The organism is Kitasatospora sp. NPDC004531, from assembly GCF_053602195.1.
Map to the genome: position 1 here is coordinate 54,809 of NZ_JBSGDD010000030.1, position 15,234 is coordinate 70,042.

15 protein-coding genes are annotated in these 15,234 nt (G+C 72.0%); 9 read left to right on the forward strand and 6 right to left on the reverse strand.

What is annotated here, in order from left to right:
• The first annotated feature begins 304 nt into the window (after positions 1–304).
• The 6 genes from ACWEMJ_RS15285 to ACWEMJ_RS15310 all read left to right on the forward strand — a co-directional run bounded on the left by ACWEMJ_RS15285 (position 305) and on the right by ACWEMJ_RS15310 (position 2,756).
• Positions 305–484 (forward strand): hypothetical protein, encoded by a 180-nt coding sequence (locus tag ACWEMJ_RS15285; RefSeq protein WP_452137504.1) that lies wholly within the window; start codon positions 305–307, stop codon positions 482–484.
• Complete coding sequence (locus tag ACWEMJ_RS15290) at positions 468–995, forward strand: DUF6879 family protein (protein WP_452137505.1); 528 nt, start codon at positions 468–470, stop codon at positions 993–995. The genes ACWEMJ_RS15285 and ACWEMJ_RS15290 overlap by 17 nt, the downstream gene beginning before the upstream one ends.
• The gene (locus tag ACWEMJ_RS15295) at positions 992–1,807 is read left to right on the forward strand and encodes a helix-turn-helix domain-containing protein (RefSeq protein WP_452137506.1); all 816 of its coding nucleotides are present in this window, start codon (positions 992–994) and stop codon (positions 1,805–1,807) included. Before ACWEMJ_RS15290 ends, ACWEMJ_RS15295 begins: the two co-directional genes overlap by 4 nt.
• A gap of 130 nt (positions 1,808–1,937) precedes the next feature.
• Positions 1,938–2,090: a hypothetical protein gene (locus ACWEMJ_RS15300; RefSeq protein WP_452137507.1), complete on the forward strand. Its 153-nt coding sequence runs from the start codon at positions 1,938–1,940 to the stop codon at positions 2,088–2,090.
• Positions 2,083–2,391: a hypothetical protein gene (locus tag ACWEMJ_RS15305; RefSeq protein ID WP_452137508.1), complete on the forward strand. Its 309-nt coding sequence runs from the start codon at positions 2,083–2,085 to the stop codon at positions 2,389–2,391. The genes ACWEMJ_RS15300 and ACWEMJ_RS15305 overlap by 8 nt, the downstream gene beginning before the upstream one ends.
• Positions 2,388–2,756 (forward strand): hypothetical protein, encoded by a 369-nt coding sequence (locus tag ACWEMJ_RS15310; RefSeq protein WP_452137509.1) that lies wholly within the window; start codon positions 2,388–2,390, stop codon positions 2,754–2,756. Before ACWEMJ_RS15305 ends, ACWEMJ_RS15310 begins: the two co-directional genes overlap by 4 nt.
• Before the next feature lie 226 nt (positions 2,757–2,982).
• Here ACWEMJ_RS15310 and ACWEMJ_RS15315 read toward each other — a convergent pair whose 3' ends face one another.
• The gene (locus ACWEMJ_RS15315; RefSeq protein WP_452137510.1) at positions 2,983–3,756 is read right to left on the reverse strand and encodes an SDR family NAD(P)-dependent oxidoreductase; all 774 of its coding nucleotides are present in this window, start codon (positions 3,754–3,756) and stop codon (positions 2,983–2,985) included.
• Between the two features lie 470 nt (positions 3,757–4,226).
• Here ACWEMJ_RS15315 and ACWEMJ_RS15320 point away from each other — a divergent pair, with 470 nt between their 5' ends.
• Positions 4,227–6,293, forward strand: a complete 2,067-nt coding sequence (locus ACWEMJ_RS15320) for a discoidin domain-containing protein (protein WP_452137511.1) — start codon at positions 4,227–4,229, stop codon at positions 6,291–6,293.
• Positions 6,294–6,438: 145 nt separating this feature from the next.
• Here the strand turns inward: ACWEMJ_RS15320 and ACWEMJ_RS15325 are convergent, their stop codons facing one another.
• From ACWEMJ_RS15325 to ACWEMJ_RS15335, 3 genes are read right to left on the reverse strand one after another with little or no spacing between them, the layout of a single operon-like run.
• A complete protein-coding gene (locus tag ACWEMJ_RS15325; protein ID WP_452137512.1) occupies positions 6,439–7,329 on the reverse strand; it encodes an SDR family oxidoreductase in 891 nt (296 codons plus the stop codon).
• A complete protein-coding gene (locus ACWEMJ_RS15330; protein WP_452137513.1) occupies positions 7,326–8,324 on the reverse strand; it encodes an alpha/beta fold hydrolase in 999 nt (332 codons plus the stop codon). The genes ACWEMJ_RS15325 and ACWEMJ_RS15330 overlap by 4 nt, the downstream gene beginning before the upstream one ends.
• Positions 8,321–9,886, reverse strand: coding sequence for a flavin-containing monooxygenase (locus ACWEMJ_RS15335; RefSeq protein WP_452137514.1), 1,566 nt, complete (start codon positions 9,884–9,886; stop codon positions 8,321–8,323). The genes ACWEMJ_RS15330 and ACWEMJ_RS15335 overlap by 4 nt, the downstream gene beginning before the upstream one ends.
• Positions 9,887–10,127: 241 nt before the next feature.
• Between ACWEMJ_RS15335 and ACWEMJ_RS15340 the strand changes: the two genes are divergently transcribed.
• On the forward strand, positions 10,128–10,877 hold the full coding sequence (locus ACWEMJ_RS15340) for a MerR family transcriptional regulator (RefSeq protein WP_452137515.1): 750 nt from the start codon (positions 10,128–10,130) through the stop codon (positions 10,875–10,877).
• Positions 10,878–11,265: 388 nt separating this feature from the next.
• Positions 11,266–12,066 carry an inositol monophosphatase family protein gene (locus ACWEMJ_RS15345; protein WP_452137521.1) on the forward strand — a complete coding sequence of 267 codons (801 nt, stop codon included), beginning with the start codon at positions 11,266–11,268 and terminating at the stop codon, positions 12,064–12,066.
• Positions 12,067–12,070: 4 nt separating this feature from the next.
• Here the strand turns inward: ACWEMJ_RS15345 and ACWEMJ_RS15350 are convergent, their stop codons facing one another.
• Together ACWEMJ_RS15350 and ACWEMJ_RS15355 are read right to left on the reverse strand one after the other, a co-directional pair.
• Positions 12,071–13,534, reverse strand: coding sequence for a pyridoxal phosphate-dependent decarboxylase family protein (locus ACWEMJ_RS15350; protein WP_452137516.1), 1,464 nt, complete (start codon positions 13,532–13,534; stop codon positions 12,071–12,073).
• A gap of 65 nt (positions 13,535–13,599) precedes the next feature.
• Positions 13,600–14,967 (reverse strand): diaminobutyrate--2-oxoglutarate transaminase family protein, encoded by a 1,368-nt coding sequence (locus tag ACWEMJ_RS15355; protein ID WP_452137517.1) that lies wholly within the window; start codon positions 14,965–14,967, stop codon positions 13,600–13,602.
• Positions 14,968–15,234: the final 267 nt, after the last annotated feature.

The following is a 15,234-nucleotide window of genomic DNA, read 5'->3' on the forward strand; positions in this document are numbered from 1 at the left end:
CCCATCACGGCATCCGCCCCGCGGCGGATCCCCCCTCCGCCCCCAGGCGGACGGCGGGGCCGAGGCTTCGTGCCTCTCGTTTCCAACGCTGCGTCGGGCCGGTCTCGCCCGCCGGGCAGCCCCGGGTACCAAGCGGCGGCTCCTCACTATGTCGGCGGCCACGATGAGCCGGGTTCCGCCCTGGCGGCGCGCGGAGCAGTTTCCCGTTCCCGCAACTGTGATCCCTTGACCCTCCTGTCGCGGCTTCGGGAGCATCGAACCCGACACCACAGCCGGAGGAGGGGGCATTTTTGTGCTAGTCCAAATGCTGATCAGCTCGTGTGACGACGGGGAATGTCCGACGCTGTACGCCACCGATCGTGGGACGCTGCTGGTCCAGGGGGAGACACCAGCTGATCACGGCCTGACGCTTCCAGGTCACGAAACCGTGGTCGAGATCCCCGTCGAACTCATCCGGAAGGCCGTCCGTGACAACCTCGTCTAAGACGCTCGCGGAATGGTTCGAGACCTTCGAATCGGGTGCCTTTCGACTGGAAACGCTGGACGACTACAGCCAGTCGGGCGGGATCGACGCCTACCACGCATTCCTTGCAGGCAAGCCGCAGCCGGATTCTTACAGGTCGGCCCCGTGGGTTGACACGGTTCGCGATGCCACTGCGGCCGGCAAGCGCATGTACCGCGTTCACATCCTGTCCAGGCCCCTCACTCCGTACTTGCGATTCGAACTCGGGTGGGGATACCAGAGGAACGCGGCGGCAGGAGAAGAGTTCTTCATCCTCGACACCACCGAGCGACTGAACCCCATCCCCGGCGCTCCCGACTTCTGGCTGTTCGATGATCGGGCGGTCGGGGCGATGAGCTACGACGGTGCGGGCAAGTACCTCGGCACCGAATTCCTTGCGGTGGATCGCCTCCCCGAATTTCTCGCCTATCGCGACGCCGCAATGGAGCACGCCGAGCCGTTCGCCGACTGGTGGGCAAAGTACGGCGCGTGAACAGGACGAATCTCGGGACCGCGCTGCGGGCGCTGCGTGAGGCATCCGGCAAGGAAGCCAAGGCAGTTGCCCGCAGCGCGCTCATGTCTCCGAGCAAGCTGAGCAAGATTGAGACAGGGAAGGCCCCGGCCGGGGCCCTGGACGTTGAGCGAATCCTCACGGCCATAGGCGTATCGGACGAAGTCAAGTCCCAGTACTTGGCGGCTGCCCGTGAGGCCGCCACCGAGGCCACGGCATGGCGGCTGGTCCGGCGGCTCGGATACCACCGAAAGCAACAGCAGATCCGCGCACTGGATGAGTCAATGACATTGCTCAGGCTCTTTCAGTCGTCGCTGATCCCTGGGCTTTTGCAGACGCCGGAGTACGTTCGTGCCGTGCTCGCTCGAAAGAATCTCGGCGCGGATACCCTCGCCAAGACAATTGCAGCCAGGCTCGAAAGACAGCAGGTCCTCTACGACTCCAGCAAGAAACTCCAGTTCATCATTACGGAATCAGTACTGCGCTGGCGGCTACTCCCGCCCGCCATGATGGCGGGGCAGCTCGATCGAATTATTTCGCTGTCCAGACTGCCGAACGTTGATATTCGGATTGTTTCATTGGCGGCAGACCAAGTAGATGCTCCGGGCCACTCGTTTGCGATTCGTGACAACCGGATCGTGACAGTCGAGGCCATCCATGCCGAGATCGTGGTGACCGACCCCAAGGATGTCGCCGTTTACCTCCAAAAGTTTGACGGATTCTCTCTTTCGGCTGTTTCCGGCGAGGCAATGCGTGGACTGGTCGAGAGCGTCAGGGACGAGCTCTTGCAGTAACAGGAAATCACCCTCGACGACCGCAGATCGGCCCTAAATTGGTCTCTTGTTCAAGGAAACCAAGAACCACGGGGAGCCGGTCATGTCTGTCGCGGCAGGGCGTCCGCCAGCTCGTTCGAAAGCGCGGGTCATGCGTGATGAGGTAGTGGAGCTGACCGACACCCGCAGGGCGTACGCGGCGAGCATGACCAGGATCAGGGCGGAGGCCGGTGAGAAGCCGCGCCCCGAGGACGTGCCGCTGCTGGCCTTCGACCTGTACCTGCCCGGTGATGTGTGTGGGTGAGGTCGGCGGGCCGGATGACCCGCTGGCGAACGATGAATTGCGGGCCGCGCGGGCGAGGGCAGGTGAACTCGCCGCGGAACTGGCTGTGTTGACCCGTGAGCGTCCGTCGATCACGTGGACGCGTGGCGGGGCGGTGAGGGTGTCCGTTCGAGTGCGCGGGCAGCCCGATCTGGGCCAGACGGTGGGCCTGCTCGCGGTGCTGAGCCGGGCCGACCGGTTCGGACACCGGAAGGCCGAGGCATGGCAGCACGTCTGGCTTGAGATCGGCGGAACACCTACGAAGGACGAGGAATCACCATGACCGCACTGGTCGAGTACTACCCCCGCGAAGCATTCGGACTGGGCCTGCACTGGGAGGCAACCGCCGTGGACGACGAGGACGAGATCCGCGGAGTCGTGATCGCAGCCGCCCAGGACGGCTGGCTCGTCCTGGGCCACATCGAGGACGACCGCCGCCTCCTGCGCCTGCGGCCGGCCGAACTCGCCGGACTGCGCGACGCGTTGGCGAGCGGCGAGTTCGACCACCTGATGCGCGACCACCATAAGCACCTGCGACGACCGACCATGGGCCCCGAGGTGGCGGCGATGTGGAAGGCACTTCACCCTTCCTGGTACCGCAGGCTGTTGCGCGCCGCTACTCGCCGCCGGGCTGGGCATCAGTACTGACGACTGGAACCCCCCGGCGGACAGGGCGCGGCTGTGTCAGCGCTGGTCCGGGTGTGTGACGAAGCTGCCCACCGTGCAAACCCGTCGTAGCAAGCCTGGGCCAGCCCTGACACACGCCAGAGCCCCCACCCGAAGCACCACCTCCGGGTAGGGCTCTTTCTGTTCTGATCAGGCGTTCTCACCGAGTGCAAGGATGCAGGGTCCACCCCCCGCGCCCACGGTTCGGTCACCCCTTCCGGTAGTCGCGGCCGGCCTTGGTGGAGAGGCCGCCGAGGCCGCCGACGGGCAGGAGGCGGGCAGCGGTCACGGCGGCCTTGTAGCGCTTGCCGGGGACGCACAGAGGGCGGTTGCGGGCGAGGTCGCGGAGGGATTCGTCGACGACGCGCTCGGCGGTGAGCCAGCCCCAGGAGGGGATGGCGGAGGTGCCCATGCCGGCGCGCTCGTGGAACTCGGTGCGGGTGAAGCCGGGGCAGAGGGCCTGCAGGCGGACGCCGCTGCCGGCCAGGTCACGGGCGATGCCGAGGGTGAAGTTGACGACCCAGGCCTTGGTCGCGCCGTAGGTGCCGCGCGGGACGAAGGCCGCGACCGAGGCGAGGTTGACGATCCCGCCGAAGCCGCGTTCGCGCATGCCGGGGACGGCGGCGGTGGTGGTGCGCAGGACGGCTTCGATGTGGACCTTGAGCATGTCGAGTTCGTCCTGGACGGGCACGTCCAGGTACGCGCCGCGGTTGCCGAAGCCGGCGTTGTTGATCAGCAGGTCGACGGGCCGGGCGTCGTCGCGGAGGCGGTCCTCGACGGCGCCGATGCCGGTGTCGGTGGCGAGGTCGGCGGGGAGGACCTCGACCTGGACGCCGTAGCGGTCGGTGAGTTCGGCGGCGGACGCCCGCAGGCGCTCGGCGTCGCGGGCGACCAGCACCAGGTCGCGGCCGTCCCGGGCGAGGCGGCTGGCGAAGGCGGCACCGATGCCGGCGGTCGCGCCGGTGATGAGAGCTGTGGTCATGGACCCGACCGTACCGGTCGGTAGCCAACTCCCGCGCGGATCAGGGCTCGCAGCCCCGTCCGCTCTTCGAGCGACGCGTACCGGGCCGGCGGCGTGCCCCGCCGTGGCACCGGTCCGATCACCCTACGGTTTCGGGCATCGCCGCCGTCCCACGCGGTGTCCGTCTCGCTCGGGAGTAGAAACCGATGCTCGTTCAGCTCCACCCGTTCTGGATAGAAGTCGCGTGTCCGGCCCGTCCCCGCCCCTGGCGGTCCTGACGGCCGGACGCGCGTGACGTTCGCGACGGGCCCGCCCCCTCCCCACGGGGCGGGCCCGTTGCGCGTTCCCGATCGCGACCACTTGTCGACAAGTCGGCACAGCTGGGCGAACGTGATACTGACCGGTCAGTAATCCCGTCCGATCTATTGACGCCCCGTCAACAGCTCGGGATTCTCGGGAAAACCGCCGCCTCCCCGAGCCGAGAGGTGACCATGATCGGAAACCATCGCACCAGGAACGTCCTCGCCCGACTGCTGCCGCTGCTCCTGTTCGCGGCCGCGCTGGCCGCCGGGGCCGGCGCCGTGCCGGGCTCCAACGCCCGTGCCGCGGACGGGTGGTGGAATCCCACCGCGCGGCCGGCCCCGGACTCGCAGATCAATGTGACGGGCGAGCCGTTCCGGGGCACCGCCGCCGACGGCAGCGTCCGCGGCTTCGTCGACGCGCACAACCACCTGATGTCCGCCGAGGGCTTCGGCGGCCGGGTGATCTGCGGCGCCGCGTTCTCCCCGCAGGGCGCCGCGGACGCACTGAAGGACTGCCCGGAGCACTACCCGGACGGTTCGCTCGCGCTGTTCGAGAACGTCACCGGCGGCGCGGACGGCCACCACGACCCGGTCGGCTGGCCGACCTTCGCCGACTGGCCGGCCCACGACTCGCTCAGCCACCAGCAGGACTACTACGCCTGGGTCGAGCGGGCCTGGCGCGGCGGCGAGCGGGTGCTGGTCAACGACCTGGTGACCAACGGGCTGCTGTGCTCGATCTACCCGTACAAGGACCGCGGCTGCGACGAGATGGACGCCATCCGCACCGAGGCCCGCAAGTCGTACGAGCTCCAGGCGTACATCGACACGATGTACGGCGGGCCCGGCAAGGGCTGGTTCCGCATCGTGACCGATTCCGATCAGGCCCGATCAGTGGTGGAACAGGGCAAGTTGGCGGTGGTGCTCGGGGTGGAGACCTCCGAGCCGTTCGGGTGCAAGCAGATCCTGGACGTGCCGCAGTGCGACCGGGCCGCGATCGACCGGGGCCTGGACGAGCTGTACGCGCTCGGGGTGCGCAGCATGTTCCTGTGCCACAAGTTCGACAACGCGCTGTGCGGCGTGCGGTTCGACGAGGGCGCCACCGGGGTGGCCGTGAACGCCGGGCAGTTCCTGTCCACCGGCACGTTCTGGGCCACCGAGCAGTGCACCGGCCCGCAGCACGACAATCCGATCGGGCTGCCGACCGCGCAGGCGCAGGGGATGCTGCCGGCCGGGGTGAGCCTGCCGACCTACACGGCGGCGGCGCAGTGCAACACCCGGGGGCTGACCGAGCTCGGCGACTACGCGCTGCGCGGCATGATGCAGCGCCACATGATGGTCGAGGTCGACCACATGAGCGTCAAGGCGGCGAAGAGCGCCTTCGAGCTCCTGGAGTCGCAGGCCTACCCGGGGGTGCTGTCCAGCCACAGCTGGATGGACCTCGGCTGGACCGAACGCCTGTACCGGCTGGGCGGGTTCGCGACGCAGTACCCGCACGACGCGAACGGCTTCGTGGCGGAGGCGAACCGCACCAAGGCGCTGCGCGACACCTACCGGGTCGGCTACGGCTACGGCAGCGACCTGAACGGGGTCGGCGGCTGGCCGGGCCCGGTCGGGGCGGGCGCGCCGAACGCGGTGACGTACCCGTTCCGCAGCGCGGACGGCGGCTCGGTGCTGGACCGCCAGGTGACCGGCTCCCGGACGTGGGACGTCAACACGGACGGGATGGCGCACGCCGGGCTGTTGCCGGACTGGATCGAGCAGATCCGGCTCAGCGGCGGGCAGGGCGTGGTGAACGACCTGATGAAGGGCGCGCAGTCCTACCTCGGCACCTGGAAGGCCACCGAACGGCACTCCGCCGGGCGGGAGTTGGCGACCGGGTCGGCGGCCTCCGCGAGTTCCTCGGAGTGGAACCCGTTCACCTCCTACCAGCCGGGCCGGGCGGTGGACGGCGACCGCTCCAGCCGGTGGGCCAGTGACTGGAGCGACGACCAGTGGCTGCGGGTCGACCTGGGCGCGGTGCGCACCGTGGACCGGGTGACGCTGGACTGGGAGCGCGCCTACGCCGCCGGCTACCGGATCGAGGTGTCCACGGACGGCAGCACCTGGCGCACCGTCTGGTCCACCGCGGCCGGGGACGGCGGGCTGGACACCGCCGCGTTCGCGCCGACGGCGGCCCGGTACGTGCGCTTCCACGGCACGGCGCGGGCCACCCAGTGGGGGTACTCGCTGTACGAGCTGTCGGTGCACGGCAGCTGACCCGACCCGCTGATCCGACCATCCCACTATGACGAGCGGACAATCGGTCTCTCTCCTGAACCGATTGTCCGCTCGTCATCGTGCGGCCGTGTGACCATCCGACCGTGCAACCGTCCGACCGCCCGCCCGACCGTCCGATCGACGATCACTTCGCCTTGGCGGCCAGGGCGTTCCGGTCGGCTTCGCCGCCGGCCCCCACCGGGCGCAGCCGGGTGTCGGCGGTGGCCTTCAGCTCCGGGGCGAGCTTGGCGACGTCGCGGGAGCCGACGGTGGCGATCAGGCCGGGCAGGAACCCGCGGATCGACTGCATGCCGCGCAGCCAGGCCTGCGCGTAGACGTGCGGGGAGCGGCGGCCGATGCCGGCCACCAGGCGGTCCACGGCCGGGCCGATCGGGTAGGTCTTGTTCGCGGGCCACGGCAGCTTGGCGCGCATCTGCCGCAGCACCGCGTCCTGGTCGGCCCCGCGCACCATGTCGGTGTCGGTCCAACTCAGGTACCCGACGCCGACCTTGACGCCCTGGTGGGCGACCTCGGCGCGCAGCGCGTGGGCGAAGGACTCGACGCCCGCCTTGGAGGCGCAGTAGGCGGACATCAGCGGGGCGGGGGTGAGCGCGGCCAGCGAGGCGATCTGCAGCAGGTAGCCGCGGCTCTCGGCGAGGGCGGGCAGGAAGGCCCGGGCGGTGGCGACGGAGCCGAGCAGGTTGACCTCGATGACGCGGGTCCAGGCCCGGTGGTCGCTGTCCTGCATCGGCCCGCCGAGGGCGATGCCGGCGTTGGCGACGACGGTGTCGATCCGCCCGTAGCGGTCCTTGATCCGGTTCGCGACCTCGGTCAGCGCGTCCAGGTCGGTGACGTCGGCCTCCCAGGCGGAGGCGTGCTCACCGCACTGCGCGGCGACGGCCTTGAGCTCGGCGGGCTCCAGGCCGACGAGCGCGACCTTGGCGCCCCGGTCGGCGAGCTTGCGGGCCATCAGCGCGCCGAGGCCGCGGGCGGCTCCGGTGATGACGACGACCTGCGAGGACAGCGGCGGGGTCATGCGGTCTCCTCCACGACGGCGGACTGGGACGGGACTTCGGGGGCGGCGCTGTCGTCGGCGCCGACGGGGACGGCGCCCGCCGCGAGCTCGTCGGCGACCAGCGCGGCGACCCGGCGGATCTCGTCGGCGATCTCGGCGGGCCGCTCCAGCGGGCTCATGTGGCCGGCGCCGGACAGTTCCAGCAGGCCGCGCGGGTCGGCCAGGGCGGCGGCGATCCGGCGCGAGTGCACCGGCGGCGTCAGCCGGTCGTTGCTGCTGGTGACGACGGCGGTCGGCGCGGTGATCCGGGCCAGTTCGGCGTGCACGTCCAGCACGTCCAGCACCAGCGACCACTGGTGGCGAACCTTGGGCGGGCAGGCGTGCACCACCTGCGCGCAGGCCTGGACCCGGTCGGCGGGCGTGGCGGGGCCCATGGTGGCGTACTTGAGGACGGCCCGGCTGATGCCGTTGATCGGCCCGAGCGACAGCCGGGACTGCAGCACCGGCCGGCTCAGCAGCCGCCGCAGCGTCCGGCCGCGCACGAAGGCCGGGAGCACCGTCTGCTCGTCGACGAGTTCGCCGGCACCGGTGTTGAGCAGCACGTTGGCGGCGGTACGGGCGGCCACCTCCGGGCGGCCACCGGCCGCCATGATGGTCATACCGCCCATGCTGTGCCCGGCGACCACCGCGCGGCGCCCGGCGGGGACGGTCGCGACCAGCACCGCTTCGAGGTCCTCGGCGAGCTTGGCGGTGCCGTACCCGGCGGCGCCGGCCGGGGCGGGGCTGCGCCCGTGGCCGCGCTGGTCGTAGGCGATGACCCGGAAGTCGCCGGCCAGCCGGTTGATCACGGGCGCCCAGAACGTGGTGGAGCAGGTCCAGCCGTGGGCGAGCACCAGCAGCGGCGCGCCCTGCGGTCCGTACTCCTCGACGTTGAGTTCGGCGCCGTCGGCGGAGCGGACGGTGTGGACGGCTGCCGGGTCCGGCAGGACGCAGTCGGCGGGGATACGGGGGCTCATACGGGCACCGCCTCGGGGTCGAGCGCACCGCCCGAGGGGGCGGTGCGCTTGAGGAGTTCGTACTCGGCGAGGTCGACATGCCGGGTGGCACGGCGGAAGGCGCTGGTGGAGGCCGGCCACAGCACGGTGTTCTTGCCGTCCTCCTCCAGGTACCAGCTGCGACAGCCGCCGGTGGTCCACACGGTGCGGCTCATCCGGTGCTGGAGTTCGAGGTTCCACTGCCGCTGGGCCCGTTCGGTGGGCTGCATGGCGGTGGCGCCGACCGAGTCCAGCGTGGTGAGCGCGTCGATCAGGTAGTTGAGTTGGGACTCGATCATCAGGATCATCGAGTTGTTGCCGAGCCCGGTGTTCGGGCCGATCAGGAAGAACAGGTTGGGGAAACCCCGCACGGTGGAGCCGCGCAGCGCTTCCATACCGTCCTTCCACGCTTCGGCCAGCGGCATGCCTCCGATGCCGTACACCCGCTCGGCGATCGGCAGGTCGGTGACGTGGAATCCGGTGCCGAACACCACCGCGTCCACCTCGTGTTCGCTGCCGTCGGCGGCGACCAGGGTGGAGCCCCGCAACTCGCGCAGACCGGCCGCCACCACCTGGGTGTTGGGGGCGGCGAGCGCCGGATAGTAGGTGTTGCTGAGCAGGATGCGCTTGCAGCCGATCCGGTAGTCCGGGGTGAGCCTGGCGCGCAGCGCGGGGTCGGCGATCGCCCGGTGCATGTGACGGAGTGCCACCTGCTGAACCAGCTTGAGGAGTTGCGGACGGCGCACGAAAGCATCCACCTGGAGCTCGCGGATCGCGAACAGCGCGGAGCGGCGCAGCAGTCCGCTCGGCGGGAGCTTGCCGTGCAGCCACTTCTCGACGCCGGTGATCTCGCGGTCGGCGCGCGGCAGGACCCAGGCGGGGGTGCGCTGGAAGACCGTCAGGGAGCGGACGGTGGGCTGGATGGCGGGGATGATCTGCGCGGCGGAGGCGCCGGTGCCGACCACGGCGACGCGCTTGCCCGCGAGGTCGTAGTCGTGGTCCCAGCGGGAGGAGTGGAAGACCTTGCCGGGGAAGCCGTCCAGGCCGGGCAGGTCCGGGATCTGCGGGTCGGCGAGCGGTCCGGCGGCGGAGACCACGGCGTCGGCGGTCCAGCTGCCGGCCCGGGAGGTGACCCGCCACCGGGTGTGCTCCTCCTCCCAGCGCAGTTCGGTGACCTCGGCCCGGAAGCGCAGGTGCGGGCGGAGTCCGAAGGTGTCGGCGACCTTCTCCAGGTAGGCGCGGATGTCGGGCTGCCCGGAGAACACCCGGGGCCACGCGGGGTTCGGCGCGAACGAGAAGGAGTACAGGTGCGAGGGGACGTCGCAGGCGCAGCCCGGGTAGGAGTTGTCGCGCCAGGTGCCGCCGACGGAGTCCGCGCGTTCCAGGATGACGAAGTCGGTGATGCCGGCGCGGCGCAGTCGGACGCCGGCGCCGAGGCCGCCGAAGCCGGAGCCGATGACGGCGACCCGTACGTGCGGGACGGGCTGCGCTTCGACGGGGTCGGGCTCGGCGGGGACGGGCGGCTTCTTGGTGCGGGGTGCCATGGGCGGGATCCTCCTGGCGAGGGTGGGGTGGCACGGGCCGGGCGGCGCTGAGGGGTGGGGCTGGGGAGTGGCTCTGAGGGGTGGGACTGCGGGCGGCGGAGCTGCGAACGGGGCCCTGGAAGCTGCCAGTAATCGCTGGCGTGTTCGGCAGAGTAGCCCTTATTGACACCGAGTGGAATAGTGCGGACGGCGAGGATTCCGTGTGTACCGGGCCCGCCCGGCCGGCCCTATGCTGACCGGCGTGGCCGAGACCGAGAAGGACCGCGAGCCCCCGCGCGAGTACCGCATCGCCGAACTCGCCGAGGCGGCCGGCATCAGCGTGCGCACCGTCCGCTTCTACCGCGAGCGCCGCCTGCTCCCGCCGCCCCGCAAGGCCGGCCGGATCGCCTGGTACGGCCCCGAGCACCTGGCCCGGCTGCGCCTGATCGCCGAACTGCTGGAACGCGGGCACGCGCTCGGCGGCATCGCCGAACTGATCGGCGCCGGCGAGGACGGCCGCGACGTCGCCGAACTGATCGGCCTGCAGGACGCGCTGGTCGCCCCCTGGTCCGACGAGACGCCCGTCCACCTGAGCTGGGACGAACTGCGCGCCGCGTTCGGCGACCAGCTGACCGAGGCGAACACCGCCGAATCCGTCGCCCAGGGCTACATCACCCTCGACGCCGACGGCATCACCCACATCAGCCGCCGGCTGATGGACGCCACCGTCGCCCTGGTCGACGAGGGGGTGCCGCTGGCCGCCGTCCTGGAGGTCAGCCGGCGCGCCAGCGAGTACGCCGACGCGATGGCCGACACCTTCGTCACCCTCATCGCCGACCGCCTGCTCGGCGCGCTCACCCACGTCCAGGACCTCACCCCCGCCGAGGTCGCCCGCCTCACCGACCGCATCCACCGCATCCGCCCCCTGGCCCGCGCCGTCAACGACGCCCAGTTCGCCCTCGCCATGGACCGCCGGGTCCGCACCGAGTACGAACGCCTGGGCCGCGAATAGCGCCTGCGGCACGGCAGGCGGCAGGCGGCAGGCGCTGGGCCCTCCCCCGCCGCCCTCCCCCTCCTCGTCCCAGCAGCCACCTGCGCATCACCCGTCACAGCCCGGGCGCACCCCACGCCCCCACGCCCCCGCTCCCGGCCTGGCAGCCGCCGACGCACCGCTCGTCCTCCCCTGCCCTCCCCTCCTCGTCCCAGCAGCCACCTGCGCATCACCCGTCACAGCCCGGGCGCACCCCACGCCCCCACGCCCCCGCTCCCGGCCCGGCAGCCGCCGACGCACCGCTCGTCCTCCCCTGCCCTCCCCTCCTCGTCCCAGCAGCCACCTGCGCATCACCCGTCACAGCCCGGCATGGGAGAGTGGGGGCGGTGAAGGGAGCGCGGGCGTGTTGATGGAGAAGGTCACCGAGATCCTCGTGGAGGCGGCGGCGGAGGCGGTCGAGCCCCGGTTCCGGGCGCTGGCCGAGGGCGAGGTGATGGAGAAGGCTCCCGGCGATCTGGTCACCGTCGCGGACCGGGACGCCGAGCGGATCATCACCCGGCGCCTGCGCGAACTGCTGCCCGTCCCGGTGGTCGGCGAGGAGGCGGTGGCGGCCGATCCCGCGCTGGCCCGGGCGTTGCTGGAGGAGCCGGCCGCGTGGCTGGTGGACCCGGTGGACGGCACCAAGAACTTCGTCGCCGGCGAGCCCTCGTACGCGGTGATGGCCTCGCTGGTCCGGGCCGGCCGGACGGTCGCGGCGTGGATCTGGCAGCCCTGCTCCGGCACCGCGTACACGGCCGAACTCGGCGCGGGGGCCTGGCGGAACGGGACGCGGCTGACCCGGGAGAAGGTCACCACCGCCCCGGAGTCCTGGACGGGCATCCTGAAGACCCGCTACTTCGATCCCCCCACCAGCCACCGACTGCTCGACAACGCCCGCTCGTTGGGCCCGCTCGACCCCGGTCGTCGGGCCGCCGGGATCGAGTACCCGCTGGTCGCCACCGGCGAGCGCGACTTCCTGCTGTACTGGCGCACCCTCCCCTGGGACCACGCCCCCGGGTCGCTGCTGATCACCGAGGCCGGCGGCCGCTCGGCCCGTTTCGACGGCAGCCCGTACCTGCCCGAGCCGCCCGGCGGCACGGACGGCCTGCTGGTGGCGGCGGACCCGGAGCAGTGGGAGACCCTCAGCGAGATCCTGCTCAAGGGCCTCTGAGGCACTACGCCCCCGCTTCCGTCCGCTTCCGCACCTCCCGCCCGCTCGCCACGACGGCCGCGAGCAGCGCCGCCACTTCCCGTTCGGTGGTGTGCGGGTTGAGCAGGGTCAGTTTCAGTCGCACCCGGCCCGGGCCGGCGCCGGGGAGTTCGGTGCGGCCGACGACGGCCCGGCCGGTGCGCAGCAGGTGGCGGCGGAGTTCGGCGTTGACGTGGTCGCTGTCGTCGGTGGCGGCGTACCGGAACACCACCGTGGTCAGGACCGGGTCGCAGTGCAGCTCCAACTCGGGCTCCGCACGGACGAGTTCGGCCGCCCGCAGGGCCAGGTCGTGGCAGCGGTCGACCAGCTCGCCGAGGCCTTCGCGGCCCAACGCCCGTAGCGTGACGGCGAGTTTGAAGGCGTCGGGGCGGCGGGTGGTGCGCAGCGACTGGCCGAGCAGGCTGGGGTAGCCGGCCGCTTCGTCGTCGGCGGGGTTGAGGTAGACGGCGCGGCGGGCGAGCGAGGCGTAGCTGCGGGCGTCGCGGACCAGGAAGACGCCCGCAGCGGCGGGCTGCCAGCCGAGTTTGTGCCAGTCGAGGGAGATCGAGTCGGCGCGGTCGATGCCGTCGAGCAGGGGGGCGAGCCGGTCGGAGAACAGTGCGCCGCCGCCGTACGCGGCGTCCACGTGCAGCCAGGTGCCGTGCCGGGCGGCGAGGTCGGCGACGGCGTTCAGCGGGTCGACGGCGCCGGTGTCGGTGGTGCCGGCGGTGGCGACGACGGCGATCGGGGTGGCGCCCTCCCAGCCGGCTTCGGCGAAGGCGTCGGCCAACGCGTCGGGCTGCATGCGCAGTTGGCGGTCCACGGGGACGGCGCGGACGGCGCGTTCGCCGAGGCCGAGCAGTGCGGCGGCGCGCTGGACGGAGAAGTGGGCGACCTCGGAGGCCAGGATCCGGGGTCGGACGCCGCGTGGGATGCCGTCCAACTCGACGTCGGGGCCGAGGCGTTGGTCGCGGGCCAGCATCAGGCCCATCAGGTTGGACTCGGTGCCGCCGGTGGTCAGCACGCCGGCCGCCCGGTCGGGCCGGAAGCCGACCGACCGGGCGAGTTCGGCGAGGAGTTCGGTCTCCAGCGCGGTGGCCGCGGGGGCCTGGTCCCAGGAGTCCTGGGAGGGGTTGAGGGCGCTGATCGCGAGGTCGGCGGCGACCGCGAGGGCCAGCGGCGGGCAGTGCAAGTGCGCGGCGCACGCCGGGTCCGCCGGGTCGGCCGCGCCGTGCGCGAGGAGTTCCACCAACTCCCCCAGCGCGCCCGGCCCTTGGGCCCGCGCGAGAACCTCCCGGACCTCCTCGGCGACCGCCGTCGGCTCCCCCGCCGCCACCGGCCCGCCGCGCCGCACCGCCCCCGCCGTCAGCGCGGCCAGCACCTGCGCGAGCAGCGGCCGCAACGCCTCGGGGCCGCCCACACCACCGGAGAGACCGGTTGACTCCACCATGCCCGTCACACTTCCAACTCTGCTTCTGAACAACTCTTTTGACGCCTCGTCAACTCCAAATCCCGTCAGCCCGCAGTCCCCCGCATCGCGAACTCGACGGCCTCGCAGAGCCGTTCGATGACGGCGTCGGCCTGCTCGTCGGTGATGGTGAGCGGCGGGAGCAGCCGCAGGACGGCGTCGTGCCGGCCGCCGAGTTCGACGATCAGTCCTCGGGCGAGGCAGGCCTCGCGCACCCGGACGGCCAGCCCGGGGTCGGCGGGCCGGGCCCCGCAGGAGTCCGACTCCCCTGCGGGGTCGATGAGTTCGACGCCGAGCATCAGGCCGCGGCCACGCACGTCGCCGATCACGGGGAGGCGGTCGCGGGCGCCGTCGAGGCGGGCGGCGATCCGGGCGCCGACGGTTTCGGCGCGGGCGGCCAGGCCGTTCGCGGCGATGTACCGGAGCGTCGCCGCGCCGGCCGCCATCGCGAGGGTGTTGCCGCGGAAGGTGCCGGTGTGCGCGCCGGGCTGCCAGCCGTCGTACTCCTCCCGGTAGACCACGACCGCGAGCGGGAGGCTGCCGCCGATCGCCTTGGACAGCACCATGGCGTCCGGTTCGATGCCGCTGTGCTCCACGGCCCACATCCGGCCGGTGCGGCCGACGCCGGTCTGCACCTCGTCGACGATCAGCGGGATGTCCCGTTCGGCGGTGATCCGGCGCATCTCGCGCAGCCAGTCGTCGGGGGCGGGGACGACCCCGCCCTCGCCCTGGACGGGTTCGAGGATCATCGCGGCCGCCGGGAGGACGCCGCCCGACGGGTCGTCGAGCAGGCGCTCGGTGTACGCGGCGGCGAGCTCGGCGCCGCGTTCGCCGCCGACGCCGAACGGGCAGCGGTAGGCGTAGGGGTAGGGCAGGCGGGTGACTTCGCCGGCGGTCGGCAGGGGGGCCTTGACGGCGGTGTTGCCGGTGACGGCGAGGGCGCCGGCGGTCATACCGTGGTAGGCGCCGGTGAAGGCGAGCGCGCCGCGGCGGCCGGTGGCGGTCTGCATGAGCTTGAGGGCGGCTTCGACGGCGTCGGTGCCGGCGGGGCCGCAGAAGTGGATCCGGGCCTTGGCGGCGAACTTCTCGGGGAGGCTTTCGAACAGGGCGGTGGTGAAGTCGTCCTTCTCGGCGGTGGCGAGGTCGAGCAGGTGGAGCGGGGCGCCGCTGTCCAGGGTGCGGCGGATCGCTTCGAGCACCACGGGGTGGTTGTGGCCGAGGGCCAGGGTGCCGGCGCCGGAGAGGCAGTCCAGGTAGCGGCGGCCGTCGGCGCCCTCCACGGTCATGCCGTTCGCGCGCACCGGGACGATCGGGAAGGACCGGGCGTAGGTGCGGGCGGCCGACTCGCGGATGCGCTGGCGGCGCAGGATCGCGTCGCCGGCGGGCGCGGCGGAGGTGCCGACGGTGAGGGTCACAGCGGAGCTCCCTTGGGAAGTTAGGTAAGCCTAACTTTACTCCCGAGGCTCAGGGGTTCCGCCTCCAGCGGGCCTTGATCACCCGTCCGAGTGAGCGCGCATCACTTTTCCGCGCGTACTCCGTCAACGAGCGCCACCTCCCCGGGGTCACGGCCTCGCCCCCAACTGCCCTGCCGCCGTGGACGATCGGGGCCTCGGCACTCGTCGGCCGGGCCGCGGCCCGGCCGACGGGTCGGGGGCAGCGGGCGCAGCGGGCCGATCGGGAGA

Coding starts and splice junctions, on each gene's coding strand:
- ACWEMJ_RS15345 (WP_452137521.1), top strand. CDS start 11,266: ATGGAGAAGGTCACCGAGATCCTCGTGGAGGCGGCGGCGGAGGCGGTC.
- ACWEMJ_RS15310 (WP_452137509.1), top strand. CDS start 2,388: ATGACCGCACTGGTCGAGTACTACCCCCGCGAAGCATTCGGACTGGGC.
- ACWEMJ_RS15335 (WP_452137514.1), bottom strand. CDS start 9,886: ATGGCACCCCGCACCAAGAAGCCGCCCGTCCCCGCCGAGCCCGACCCC.
- ACWEMJ_RS15285 (WP_452137504.1), top strand. CDS start 305: ATGCTGATCAGCTCGTGTGACGACGGGGAATGTCCGACGCTGTACGCC.
- ACWEMJ_RS15320 (WP_452137511.1), top strand. CDS start 4,227: ATGATCGGAAACCATCGCACCAGGAACGTCCTCGCCCGACTGCTGCCG.
- ACWEMJ_RS15300 (WP_452137507.1), top strand. CDS start 1,938: ATGCGTGATGAGGTAGTGGAGCTGACCGACACCCGCAGGGCGTACGCG.
- ACWEMJ_RS15330 (WP_452137513.1), bottom strand. CDS start 8,324: ATGAGCCCCCGTATCCCCGCCGACTGCGTCCTGCCGGACCCGGCAGCC.
- ACWEMJ_RS15315 (WP_452137510.1), bottom strand. CDS start 3,756: ATGACCACAGCTCTCATCACCGGCGCGACCGCCGGCATCGGTGCCGCC.
- ACWEMJ_RS15325 (WP_452137512.1), bottom strand. CDS start 7,329: ATGACCCCGCCGCTGTCCTCGCAGGTCGTCGTCATCACCGGAGCCGCC.
- ACWEMJ_RS15350 (WP_452137516.1), bottom strand. CDS start 13,534: ATGGTGGAGTCAACCGGTCTCTCCGGTGGTGTGGGCGGCCCCGAGGCG.